Source organism: Seonamhaeicola sp. ABD4_340, assembly GCF_056312135.1.
In genome coordinates this window covers 297,004-310,827 of the sequence record NZ_CM149981.1, presented here as the reverse complement: position 1 = coordinate 310,827, position 13,824 = coordinate 297,004, and the positions used below count along the sequence as shown (strand labels likewise).

The following is a 13,824-nucleotide window of genomic DNA, read 5'->3' as shown; positions in this document are numbered from 1 at the left end:
TTTTGTTACTTTAAGAGTATTAAATGATACTTAATTACAAAATTTAGTAAATTATGCCTAGTAACTGGTGTCATCTAATTTTACTTTACCATGAAATGTTTTGTATAAAAATAAAAAATATCCTGCTAAAAGCGGAGCGCCAATGAGCACAATAGTTAGCATAATACCTAAAGATTTTTGCGAAGAAGCAGCATTGTAAATAGTAACACTGTACTTAGAATCTATTGTTGATGGCAGTAACACCGGATATAATTGGAAAGCTACCAACATTAATAAAAATGCCATGATTAAAGAGGAAAATATTAAAGCGTAAGAATATTTTTTCTTAGATACTAATCTAGGCACATTTGCAACTGCTAAAAACGCCAAAACAGGTAATACAAAAAACACTGGATGTTCTTTAAACTTATCGGTTACACCTGGCAAGAAAATTAGAGTATATAATGTAGTGAAGGCAAAACTTACTATAAAAAATATCATACCTCTTTTAAGTAAAAACGATAATCTGTCGTGCAATCTACCTTCTGTTTTAAGCATCAAGAAAATGGCTCCTTGTGTCATGAAAATAGACAAGGTTGTAAACCCTGTCATTAAAGCATAAGGATTTAAAAAAGTAAGGAATATACCGCCTTTATATTCAAAATTCTCATGAAGCTCAAAGCCTTGTAAAACATTACCCAAAACAACACCCAATAAAAATCCTATTAAGGTGTTTGATACAAAATAGGTGATATCCCATGTTTTGCGCCACCATGTCATTTCTTCTGCACTTCTAAATTTTATGGCTGCAGAACGTAGCACCAATAGCATTAAAAACAGCATGAATGGAATGTACATTGCAGATAGCATGGTGGCATACATTACTGGAAACCCTGCAAATAAAGCACCTCCACCAATAATTAACCATACTTGGTTAGCATCCCAAAGCGGACCAATAGCATTAATGGCTATACGTCTGCTTATGTCTTTTCTTAAAAATAAATGCCATGCTCCAGCACCATAATCAAAACCTTCTAAAATGGCGTAACCCGAAAACAAGAGTCCTACAACTAAATACCATAACGTTGGATAATCTATACCTAAAAATGTTTCCATAATGCTGCTATTAAGTGTATTTTAAAAATTCGTCTGGTTTTTCGGCTTCATTATATGGCCCATGTTTTATCTTTTTATTTAAAGAATATAGGAACAGTAAAAATAATATTGTATAAACTACTAAGAATAATATTAACGAGAATAATATTTGATTTGAAGACACTTCTTGTGAAAAAGCTTCACTTGTTTTTAAGTGGCCATAAACCACCCAAGGTTGTCTACCCATTTCGGCAGCAAACCAACCAACTTGATTAGCTATTTGAGGTAATAACACCGAAAATGCAAATATTTTAAGTAACCATTTTTTATCAAATAACTTTCCACGCCACCATAAATAAGAAGCGTATAGTGTTAATCCTATTAAAAACATTCCAATAGAAATCATGATATGATAAAACTGAAATACCGCATTAACTTGTGTTGGAATTTCATCTTTTGGAAATGCATTTAAACCTTGTATGGGTGCTTCAAAATCTTGATGTACCAAGAATGATAAACCACCTGGAATGCCTAATCCGGTAACTTTTTGCGATTCGTTATTTACCCAACCAAATAAATATAAATCTGCAGCTGAAGATTCATTATAATGCCCTTCCATTGCTGCTAATTTTGCAGGTTGATTTACTGCTACACCATCTGCAGAACTATGTCCTGAAACTAATTGTGTTAGCGAAATAATTGTTGCCACCAACAATGAAATTTTAAAAGCTTTTTTTGAAATTTCTACGTAACGCCCTTTCAATAAATAATACGCATGCACACTTAATATCATAAATGCACCAGCTAAAAATGCTCCTTGCCATACGTGTATAATTCTGTCTACACTAGAGGGATTAAAAACCATAGCCCAAAAATCGGTAACTTCTGCTCTGGCATTAAATCCTTCTCCAACAATATGATAACCAGCTGGTGTTTGTTGCCAACTGTTAGCAACTACAATCCAAACTGCTGAAAACATAGATCCCAGAAATACACCTATAGTTGAAATGAAATGTACTCTTGGAGAAACGCGATTCCAACCGAAAATTAAAATGCCTAAAAAAGTACTTTCAAGCCCAAAAGCAAACAAACCTTCTGCTGCTAAAGCACTACCAAAAATATCGCCAACATATCTGGAATATACAGACCAATTGGTACCAAATTCAAATTCCATAATAATTCCTGTAGCAACACCAATACCAAAGGTTATGGCGAAAATTTTTAACCAAAAACGGGTTAAAATTTCATATTGCTTTTTACCTGTTTTTAGATATAAACCTTCAAAAATTACCATGATTAAACCTATTCCAATACTTAAAGGCGGATATATGTAATGGAACGCAATAGTGAAGGCAAACTGTATTCTGGCTAAAATTTCGGTATCCATAATTGTAAGTTTATAACAAAAATACAATTCCGTTTAGTCTTATTTGTAATAAATATTACATAACTTAAAATTAATTTTTTTTGATATTTAACTTTGCTTAAAAATAATGAAATACATAGCTTTCACTTTTTTTTAAAACTTGGTTTTAATGTAAAGTAACATGTAAAAACTATATGATATTTTAAAAATCTTCATTTTAATTATTTTTTTAATTTGAAGTTTGAACGCTTTATTTCGTTTTTTTTAATAAATGTTTGGTATAGTTTTAATAAATGCTATATTTGCACCCACAAAAAAAGGCCACGTGGCGCAACTGAATAGCGCACTTGATTACGGCTCAAGAGGTTGCAGGTTTGAATCCTGCCGTGGTCACTACAACAAAAGAGCAAGTTTTTAAACTTGCTCTTTTTGTATTAATAAACGTTATAAACATTTTATGGTTTTATAATTAGTTTGGAAGTTTGATTTATTTTAAGAATATAAACTCCCGATGCTAAACTATTAGGTAGTAGTAGTTGTGTTTTGCCTGTTTCTTCGTTATATTTTTTTTCTAAAATATTAAAAATACTTCCTTTTAAATCAATTAATTGAAATTTATCGTTAACCGAAGTATTTGTTATTTGTATTACAAAATCGTTATTAATTGGGTTAGGGTAAATTTTATATTCTGAAACCGTATTTGTCTGTTTGCTGTTGAAATATTTAACTCCAAAATTGTAAGCATCTTTTCCTACTTTTTCACCTATTAATCTGCCTGGTATATCATCAGCAGGTGGGTGGATGCCACCCCAAATTCTTGATAAACTACATTGATCTGAAGCATCTCGGTAAGTAGCCCATTGCAATTTAACATCAACACTAGGGCCTTCTTCAAACACTAAAAATTCATTTTTCTTGGCAATAAACTCACCCATCCCTCCGGGAAAGAATGCATCTCCCGTCATTAGGGTCATTAATTCGGCTGCAGCTCTAGAGTATGTAGAGTGACCAGATACGTAACCTGCAAAAGGAGGTGTAACAAAACTAGGACGTTGGTACGGCCACCAATTTTCGGCTAAAATCCATCCAACACCAGCCATATCATGGCTTGGGTTGCCAATATAATCGTGACCACGCCATGTAAATACTTTTATTTTACCTACATGTTCATTCATATCTCCTGCTAGAGGATCACCTTCTTCAACCATTTCAATATAGCCATCTTTTAAAGGGATACCTGCAACGTTATAATTAGGCAGTGTATTATCGGTACTTTGTCCAAGTTCTGCCATATAGCGAATAGCGGAAATTGGTCTAATATAATCATACCAACCTTTTACACCCCAAGCAGAAATAGCCGCATCATGCATGGTTCCACCCATTAAGAAATAGGTCTTTACATCCCATTCAAGAGGTGAAAGTGTTTCGCCTTCACCATTTAACTTTTTAACTAAACTAGGATGGTCACTTACATAGTTTAATAAAGTAAACCAATGTCCTGGTGGTGTTTCGGAATCTGGACCATCAGCCCAAAACTCAGCCAAAACTCTTGCATAATCTCCTCTTGGTACAATTTGTTCGTTATACGGAGCGTTTGTATGTGGATTTAGAGAATGACCATTACTTGGATCGCCACCTTCAAACTCATTATAAAAGCTTGGATAATCTGAAAACGATTGTGGAAAGTCATTAATATCTAAATTCCCTATGGATTTTGGTGAAATATCCCAAAGTACACCGTCTGTAGGATCTAAATGTGCTCCCCAAATAGTAACAAGCCCAAACCCCCATTTATAGGCTTCACTTGATGTATCTTCATTGTTTAAATTTAGATAGGGTGGTGAAGAAGGATCGTGATATACTTTATACTGATTTCCTTCTCTAGAAAAAATGCTTTTGTCTTCATCTTTTAAAGAAAACGGAGAAACTGCACCCCATTCTGGGCTTAAGAAATCTGGTGTGTTTCCTGCAATTAAATTTCCACTTTGATCAATAAACTGATAAAGGGTAAGTTGCTGCCATTTGTTAGGGTCTAATAGGTTTTCATTTCCAGGTAATGCGGGAATCAGAGGTGTATTAGATACTGTATAAAATTCGTTTTCATATCTGTTCAACTCGTTTGAACCATCTGAAAATCCATAGTTAATTATAGATTGTCCTATGTAATTACCAAGAGCGGCTGCATTACCTGAGCTATAATCTGTGTTAGTATAATTGGTTTCAAAGCCTAGGTCATTCATTATAATATCAAATTTTCTTTGGGTTTCTTGAGCTCCCGGAGAATTGCTAAACCTGTGCGTTAAAACCCTATAGGCTGCATAACTAATGGCTTTTGTTCTGGCTTGTTCTATAGCTTCATCCGTTTTAAAACCATTAAAGGTTGTATTGGTGCCGTGAACTTCATTTCCTAAAATGTAAGGTCTTGCATTTTTATCAAAAACGGCCCAAGCATCATATAAAGCAATACTGGTGTGAAACAAGTTTCTTGCGTGAACCGTAGGGCGGGCATAGTCATTTCTTATGGCATGTAGTAAGGCTTCATTCCAAATTCTAGCTATTGAGCGGTTGGTATCTATTTCTGATAGGGTTAAGTTGATTTCTAAAGCTATTTCTTCTGTTCTACAGTTGTCTCCAGTTTCAATTACTGAAACCACACCAGTATCTTCTAAATGCCATAAAACGGTAATAGATTCAGTGTTTTGTCCGCTTACAATTTCGCCTCCAATAATATGCCATGATAAAGAAGAATTAGCGGCTTTATTGTATGTATAAGTTTCAGTATTAAAATAGCCTGAAGCTTTAGGACCATTAACTTGAGAGGCATTCATGTAAGTACATGACCCATCATCTTCTACCGCTTCTGGGTTATAGTTGCACGAAGCAGGATCTGTACAACCACGTACTTTTTCAGATTGGGCCGTATCTAATATTTGGTAGCCATCACCTTCGCGAGCAAGTATTGTTGAATCAATAGGTAAATTGTTGTAGGTTTCTACTAAACCTGAAGGCCATTTTATGGTTATTTCTGAAATAGTTGATGCATTTGCCAAACCAAAATGCAATGGCTGAATACTTTGAGATAGGAAGCCCACACCAGACGAATATCTATGTAAATTGCCACTATTGGTTGTTATAGATACATTCGCTCCTATGGCGTTTCTATTTGATGTTGTACCTTCTAATATAACCTTAAACCAATGTGGGTTTTGGGTTGAATTGGTATTTATTGTTGTGTTTTGGTAAAAAAACGAAGCTTGGTTACTATTCGAAACAAATAGGTCCAAATCTCCATCATTGTCATAGTCAAAAGGTGTGGCTCCAACACTCATAGTTATGGCGTTTAAACCAACATCTTCGGTTTTTTCAGTGAAGTTATAGTTTGGGTCACCATTATTTTCAAAATACATGTTGGCTTCTCCTTCTGGGAAAGACTGTTTAAAACCATTAACCACAAATAAATCCTCGTCGCCATCTAAATCAAAATCGGCAAAAGGGCAATCCCAACTCCAGCCGGTACTTAAAATTCCCTTGTCTTCAGCCTGTTCAGTAAAAGAATTATCTCCATTATTTGTAAACAATAGGTTTTTATTAATATCTGTTACATATATGTCAAAATTACTATCATTATTATAGTCTGAAATAGAAATCCCCATGTAGTTTGCTAATTTATCCATATTGTAATTAGCAGCTTGGTCTGTAAAAATACCACTAGCAGTGTTTATGAATAATTCATTAGGTTCAAAAAAATCGTTTGATACATAAAGATCCATTAAGCCATCATCATTAAAATCAAAAGGAATACTCATGTAAGAAAGCTTAAAGCTATTTAAGTTGTAAAATTCAGACCTATCTTGAAATGTGCCATCTCCGTTATTTAAATATAAAATGTTACCATTACAACCACCCCAAACAGAAATATAGAGATCAATAAAGCCATCATTGTTTAAATCAAACCATGTAGCACCAGCATTATTGCAGTTATTGCGACCTTGTATGCCAGATTGTGTTGTAGTTTCGGTAAACGTTCCGTTGCCGTTATTACGAAATAGTTGTACTTTCTGGGCGTGAGTGAAGAAAATGTCAGGAAATCCATCATTATCATAATCGCCCCAGGAAACGCCATATTTAAAACCGTCTTGATAAGCTTCATCTGAACTAGGTTCTGCACTCGGAAATAAATTTGTTAATCCTGCGTCAGCCGTTACATCTGTGAAAGTACCATTATTATTGTTTCTAAATAGTTTACTTTTTGAGGTTGAAATACTATCAATGTCTTGCGCTTTTGCTACAACAAATAGGTCTAAATCATAATCACCATCATAATCGGCCACAGCTACACCATTATTGTTTTTTAGGTTTGATAAGTTGGCTATATGCTCAAAACGTTTAAATGTTTGAGATGATGCATTTATACTAAACAAACATATAATTATGAAAAAGCTTAGAGAGAATATTTGTTTCATACCAAATTAATTCATTTTGATTTTTAATATAATGAAAAAAGCCTATTTGAAAAACTCAAATAGGCTTTATATCTATTGTAAATACTTTAAAGATTATGGTCTTTCTTCATATTCAACCATAAATACATCGTCATAATAAATAGTAGCATCACTAGTTGCGGTAGTATCTGTTCTAAATAATATGGCCGACACACTTGATTGACCAGGAGCAAAAACTACTTCAACATCTATCCATTCTCCTTTAGGTTCAGAACCTGTAAATAAGTAAGAAGAAGGAGACCATCTTGGAATATCAAAAAGTGCGACTCTGTTAGGCATAACAGTAGAAGCTGGATCTATATACATTTTGAAAGTTACTAGATATGATTTTGTATCATCTTTAGAAATAGCAGGATCTAAGTTAGCTCTCATACCTGTACCTTTTCCTGGTGTTACAGTATGTTTTGCACTTGAAGGCGCAGATACAAATTGTTCAGTAGAGAATAGTTCAGTGCTTGAAGGTGCTTGAACTTGTGCCGCAAACCAAGTAGTACTAAACATTGCTATTTCAGTATTAATTTGGCTACCTTCTAATAAATTAACATTATGCATTATAACTGGTACATCTGTAAAAGCTACTGGAGATCTTTCATCTGTAGATTTTAATTCAGAATTTCCATCATAAGAAACAGTAATAACATCAGGCCTGTAAATTGGATCTGTTAATTTTATATCAAGAAAAGTTCCGTTTGTTGTTACTGTAGCAATATCAAAAGGAGCGCCATTTACATTAACTGTGAAATGAGATTCTTGACCAATTTCATTTTGAAATTCTCCTGTAAAGTTTACTCTAATGGTTTCATCTTCTAATTCAATTACATCACCTAATACTTCAAAAGGTTTTGATGATGGTATTACATTAAATGTATAAGGTATAATAACGCTAGAGGTTGCACCAGGTTTATTATCTGCTTCTCTTGAAGCACTCATACCTATAAAATAAGTTCCTAAAGAAGAAAAGGTATATGATAAGTTTTGTGAATTTCCTATGCCGCTACCATCTTCATAGCTAAAGTTAGTGTTAGGCTCTAGGTCTGCTTGGTTTATAATTCTCCAAGAAACAGATTCTGATCTACCAACTTCAGTTAAATCAGTGAAATCTACTTTATCACCGGCCTCTACGGTTATTTGTGTAAAAGTACTTGTAGATTTTGTTTGTGTAGTGAAGTTTTCAGGTGCTTCCCAAACTTCTGTTCCATTGGCATGGTCAACTTGAACTTTTGGTAAAATTCTAGCATATACATCAACCATAAAAGTAGTATCAATAACCCATTTATCACCAACTTTTTTAGAGGCATACCTAAAGTCATCTTTACCTCTAAAGGTAACACTGTCTGGAAATATATTAAATAACCTTACAGATTGTAATCCTGGTTTGTCAAAAAACACACTTACAATTTTATCAGTAGATTTTCCTGATCCAGAAATTTTTGTTCTTAAAATAGAATCTCCTCTATCGTCTCTTGTAAGTGGGTGCTCTAAATAATAATTTCCAGGCGCAATTTCCCATTCATGATGTTCATAACCTTGAGATGCATCAGTAAATGTAATGTAATCACCAATGTTTACATCTAAAACACCTTCAACATCGCTAAAAATCCAACCTACGTCAGAGAATGAATTAGGAGCATCATAGCTATCATCTCTTTGGCAGCCAATAAAAGCCAATGCTATAAGGCAAATAAATATTATATTTTTTTTCATGTCTTTTTATTATTAAATTTTTATTGAACTGCTATTAATCGTTAGATCCGTTAACAAATGGGTTTGTAATTAACTCATCATTAGGAATTGGCCAGTAAGCATTATCATCTTCATTATAGTTAATTGCAGCATCTTCATATTCATTCCAAACTTCTTTTGGACTAGTATATAAATCATTTTGAGGGAAAAGTACTGTTTCAGCAATACGAGATTGCCATCTTGTAGATCTTGTACCAGGTTTTGATGGGTCTTTTGTGTTAATAGTTTCAAACTCATAGTGGCCTGTATAGTACCTTCTTGTTGCTAATTCTTCAAAACGTTCTTTTGTAATGCCCCATCTGCGTAAATCAATAGCACGTATGGCATGTCCTTCGGCAGATAACTCTAATGGTCTTTCTACATACATTAAGTGGTCCATTAAACTTTTTGCATCATAACTTACATTGTCATGGTCGTTTAACGGGAATTCTCCAGTACCAGGTAGTCCTAATAAAACAACTCCTGAACGTCTTCTTACACGGTTTATGTAAGTTAATGCTTCTTCAACACCAGCGTTATCTGTACCGCCTTTAATTAAGGCCTCAGCATACATAAGGAAGATGTCTGCTAATCTAATTACACGTACATTTACGCCCGATCTTTGAACTGAAGTAGCAACTAAAGCCTCACTTGTAGTTATATCCCAGTTGGTGTATTTTCTAAACCAAGAGTATCTTTCTCCAGACCCAAAGTTTGCTGCTTGGGCGGCAGTTTTAAGATAATAAGGCAATACAGTATCATCTACAATTGCAATTGAAGCAGAGGCTCTCATAGAGTAATCTCTAATACCTTCTTCATAAACAATATCACCAGCATCATCTCTTTCATAAGTGCCACCTTTAATATGAATGTTTCCATCGTTTTTAATAACGGGTTTCATTACATAGTTTCTTGGGTCTTGTGTATCAATTTGCTCATCTTGGTATAATATTGTTAACCAACATGAAGGGTAAATTGAACTCCACCCACCAACAGAACTAAAGTTGTAATTTAAGCGTGTTGAAACTTGTTCTTGAGAAGCAGGTGAAATTTCGTCTTTGTATTGTGTTGAGTATGATATTTCTAAAATTGATTCAGAATTAAACTCATCTCTAGTTGTGAAATTGCTACCTATGTCTGGCGTTAGTTCATAACCAAAATCATCAATGACAGATTTGAAATATTGTGCAGCCATATCATAATCACCATCATATAAATAACTTTTACCCAATAATGCTGTTGCAGCACCTTTTGTTATTTTACCAATACCTTGTTCTGCAGTGTAAGATTCTGGTAAATTTTCCAAACCATATTCTAAATCTGCTAAATAAAATTGTTGTACAACATCTTCTGGCTGTGCTTCTTGATAAAAATCAGATTCATCAACAGGAACAAAATCATAAATAGGCACAGAACCTTTGTTATACGTACTGTGTAAGTAAAAGTAAAATAAACCTCTTAAAGTTCTAGCTTGTGCTAGAATTAATTCAGCAGCTGTAAGTTCTTCATCAACAAGTTCTGGCATTAGTGCCTCTGTGTTCACAATTACTTGATTAGCTCTAAATATACCTGTGTATAGTGCGGCCCATTTTTGATTAGTTGTTGTAGAACCACTATCAAAATTTTGGAAATAGTATGTTGAGCCTGAGTTTTGTGGGTTTGGTCTACCAAAACCAGGATATGCTAAATCACTTCTTAGCGTTTCGTTTTGAATTGATAGTACATTGTCATTTTTTAAAGCATTGTATACACTTACAAGTGCAGATTCTAAATCTGTTACTGTTTTGAAAAAAGTTCCTGTAGATATTTGAACAGGGTTGTCTTCTTCTAAAAAGCTTTTATCACACGATGTGATTGTTATGGCTGTAACCAATACAAACACAATTTTTTTAAATAGTGAATTTTTCATTTTCTTTTTTTTTTGTATTAGTATTAAATATTTTGTTTTTCATCTTTCTATAAATTTACAAATTTTATTTAGAATGATATTTGAGCACCTAACCTGAATGCCTTAGTGAAAGGATATGCACCTCTATCTAAACCACTGTTAGCAATGCCTGTACCACCTACTTCAGGATCATAACCAGTATAATCTGTAATAGTTAATAAGTTTTGCCCAGAAAGATATATTCTTATTTTACTGATATTATATGGCTCTAAATATTTTTTTGGAATTGAGTACCCTACGGCAACGTTTTTTAACCTTGCAAAAGAGCCGTCTTCTAACCATAAATCATTTCTACCTCTTACATTATTATGGTTAGAGCCTTGGTATAAAGCAATGTTAGAATTAACATTTTGAGGAGACCATTGGTACACTCTATCTCTGTGTACACCTTGGCTGTAAGTAAAGGCTTTGTTACCATTAATAATATCGCCACCAAATGAACCAAACCATTGCATAGAAAAATCAAAACCTTTGTAGTTAGCGTTAAAGTTTAATCCTGTTTCAAAATCAGGAACAGCGCTACCAGCATATTGCTGATCTTTTACATCAATAATACCATCACCAGCATCTGCAATACCATCACCATCGGTATCTTCTGTAATGGCATCAACCAAGCGTACATCACCTAATTGAGGTGTGCTTCCTGTATTAAGTTGGCTGTATTCATCTAATTCTTCTTGTGTTCTTATAATACCATTGGTTTTAACTAAAAAGAATGATCCTGCTTCATAGCCTTCAGCAATTACTTTTACTTCATCGGTAGTTGGCCCAAATCTGTATGGTTGACTATTAGCCAAGTATAACAGTTTGTTTGTGCCACTCATTTTTGTTACTTCATTACTGTTTTTAGTAAATGTTGCAGCAACATTCCATGAGAATTTACCTCTGTGTTTATAATTTAAGGCAAACTCCATACCTTTATTAGTCATGTCTCCAACATTAAGAATTACTTGACCATTACCCCCAGCACCAGTTGATGGCGGTATTAATAATGGAATTAAAAGGTCTTCTTTATCCGTAGAATAAAAGTCTGCTGTAAATGTTAATCTGTTTTTAAACATACCTAAATCAAAACCAATGTTTTTAGATACGGTTGTTTCCCATTTTACATTACCGTTTGCAAAGCCAGTTTGAATAGCTCCTAAAACAAGGTCATTGTCTTCAGTAGGACCAAAGGTATAGTCTAGCTCTGGTTGAATTACTGCTTGGAAACTATATGGTGTAAATCTATCATTACCAACAGTACCAATACTTGCTCTGGTTTTAAATGACGTAAATGTACGTTTTATAGGTGCCCAAAAAGCTTCATCAGAAACATTCCATCCTACTGATAATGATGGGAAATTACCCCATCGGTTATTTTCAGTAAATTGTGTAGAACCATCTCTACGAATACTTGCGCTAAATAGATATTTACCTCTGTAGTTGTATTGTAATCTACCTAATAAACCTATTAAAGATTGTGTGTTGTTAAGCCAAATACTACCGTTACCAGCATCTGGATCAGCGGTGGTGTTATCTAAAGTTAAAAGTTCATTGTTTCTTAAATCAAATCTTCTAGCAAAAAAAGATTCTCTTTGAGTTGACTGAGCAGAGTATACACCAGTTAAAACAAAATTATGATTTCCAAAACTTTTCTTATAGTTTAGTATGTTTTCAATAGTCCATCTATTAACTCTTCCACTTGTGTTAATAATACCTGAACGTTGGAAAGAAGGTACTACATTTCCATCACCATCTGTAACTTGAAATAAAGGTGTTACCTGTGTTCTTGTATTGTTAGTTATGCTAATACCACCACGTAGTGAGTAAGATAAGTTTTTTGTGATGTTATATTTAGCAGTCATGTTAGCGTTAAAGTTGTCAACTTTATCGTTGTCTGTTTGTCTTAAACGTGTTAGTGTTTGTGATACTTGATTACCTTCAGTATCATTAATATCTCCAGGTTGTTCAACAATTTCCATACTATCATCTACTTGATCTTGATATGGTAAATGACGGAATGCTTGATAAAGTAATTGGTATGCAGGACGGTTTCTATCTTCTAACCTAAACCCTAAACCTGTTTGAATATTCCATTTACCACTAGTAAATTGTGAGTTTGCACGAAGGTTAAAACGGTCATACCCTGTGTTAATTATAGACCCTTCTTGGTTAAAGAAAGAAGCTGTTAGGTTATACGTTAAACCTTCTTTACCACCAGCAATATTTAAACTGTGGTTTTGAATTGGTTGTTCATCTTGCTCAACTAAATCAACTAAGTTAGAGTTGTTAGTAGCTCTACCAACACCGTTTCTAATACGTGTCCAGGTATTATCCCACCAAGTAGGTGAAGGATCATTTTGAGCAGATATGTTTGTTGCATAAATCCATTCTTGGGTGCTTAATAGAGGTGTACCTGAAGTTATACGTTGTATACCATACCAAGTATTTAAACTAATTTTCATGATACCTGGTTTAGATTTTTTGGTAGAAATTAAAATAACACCACCAGCACCACGAGTACCATAAATTGCAGCCGAAGCAGCATCTTTTAATACCTCAACAGACTCAATTTCCTCAGGACTTAATCTAGGATCTTCTTCAAAAGGAATACCATCTACTACATATAATGGCGATGTGGTACCTGTTAATGAACTTACACCACGAATAACTATGTTTGATTCTGCTCCAGGTTCACCATCTTGTGCCGTAACACTTACACCTGCAATTTGCCCTTGTATAGCATTACCCAAATCTACCGTAGCATTTTGTACTATTGCTTCAGATTTAATTTGACCTACAGCACCTGTAATTTCTTTCTTTTTCTGGGTACCATAACCTACAACAACAACTTCATCTAATCTAGCTTGGTCTTCTTCCATAACTACGTTAATAGTAGTGTTGTCTGAAACTTTTACGTTTTCTTCAACAAAACCTAAATAGCTAAATTTAAGTGTACTGCCTTTTGCGGCTTTAATTGCGTAATTTCCGTCAAAGTCAGTAACAGCTCCTGTAGATGTTCCAACAACAATAACTGTTGCCCCAACCAAAGGTTCTCCATCACTGCCTGATACTTTACCATTAATTGTATTAGTTTGCGCTTGAGCTGAGTTAATGCCTATTGCACAAATGCAAGTAATGAGAAAAACCTTGAATTGCCATTCTTTAAATAGCAATCTTTCAAGTAATTTGATTTTCATATTTTGTTAGTTTTAAATGTTTTGATACAC

General features: G+C 34.0%; 6 protein-coding genes and 1 tRNA gene. 1 reads left to right on the top strand and 6 read right to left on the bottom strand.

Annotated elements, in window-relative coordinates; all coding sequences use genetic code 11:
* Positions 1-57: 57 nt before the first annotated feature.
* A complete protein-coding gene (cydB, locus tag ACYX4H_RS01315) occupies positions 58-1,095 on the bottom strand; it encodes a cytochrome d ubiquinol oxidase subunit II (RefSeq protein WP_476237418.1) in 1,038 nt (345 codons plus the stop codon).
* A 10-nt stretch (positions 1,096-1,105) separates the two neighbouring features.
* Positions 1,106-2,461 carry a cytochrome ubiquinol oxidase subunit I gene (locus ACYX4H_RS01310; RefSeq protein WP_476237417.1) on the bottom strand — a complete coding sequence of 452 codons (1,356 nt, stop codon included), beginning with the start codon at positions 2,459-2,461 and terminating at the stop codon, positions 1,106-1,108.
* Positions 2,462-2,759: 298 nt separating this feature from the next.
* Here ACYX4H_RS01310 and ACYX4H_RS01305 point away from each other — a divergent pair.
* Positions 2,760-2,833 (top strand) — tRNA-Arg (locus ACYX4H_RS01305).
* Positions 2,834-2,895: 62 nt separating this feature from the next.
* Here ACYX4H_RS01305 and ACYX4H_RS01300 read toward each other — a convergent pair.
* The 4 genes from ACYX4H_RS01300 to ACYX4H_RS01285 all read right to left on the bottom strand — a co-directional run bounded on the left by ACYX4H_RS01300 (position 2,896) and on the right by ACYX4H_RS01285 (position 13,794).
* Positions 2,896-6,903, bottom strand: a complete 4,008-nt coding sequence (locus tag ACYX4H_RS01300; protein WP_476237416.1) for an FG-GAP-like repeat-containing protein — start codon at positions 6,901-6,903, stop codon at positions 2,896-2,898.
* A 93-nt stretch (positions 6,904-6,996) separates the two neighbouring features.
* Complete coding sequence (locus tag ACYX4H_RS01295) at positions 6,997-8,646, bottom strand: hypothetical protein (RefSeq protein WP_476237415.1); 1,650 nt, start codon at positions 8,644-8,646, stop codon at positions 6,997-6,999.
* Between the two features lie 34 nt (positions 8,647-8,680).
* Entirely contained in the window at positions 8,681-10,573 is a 1,893-nt protein-coding gene (locus ACYX4H_RS01290) for a RagB/SusD family nutrient uptake outer membrane protein (protein ID WP_476237413.1), read from the bottom strand.
* A gap of 68 nt (positions 10,574-10,641) precedes the next feature.
* A complete protein-coding gene (locus ACYX4H_RS01285) occupies positions 10,642-13,794 on the bottom strand; it encodes a SusC/RagA family TonB-linked outer membrane protein (protein ID WP_476237412.1) in 3,153 nt (1,050 codons plus the stop codon).
* Positions 13,795-13,824 lie beyond the last annotated feature (30 nt).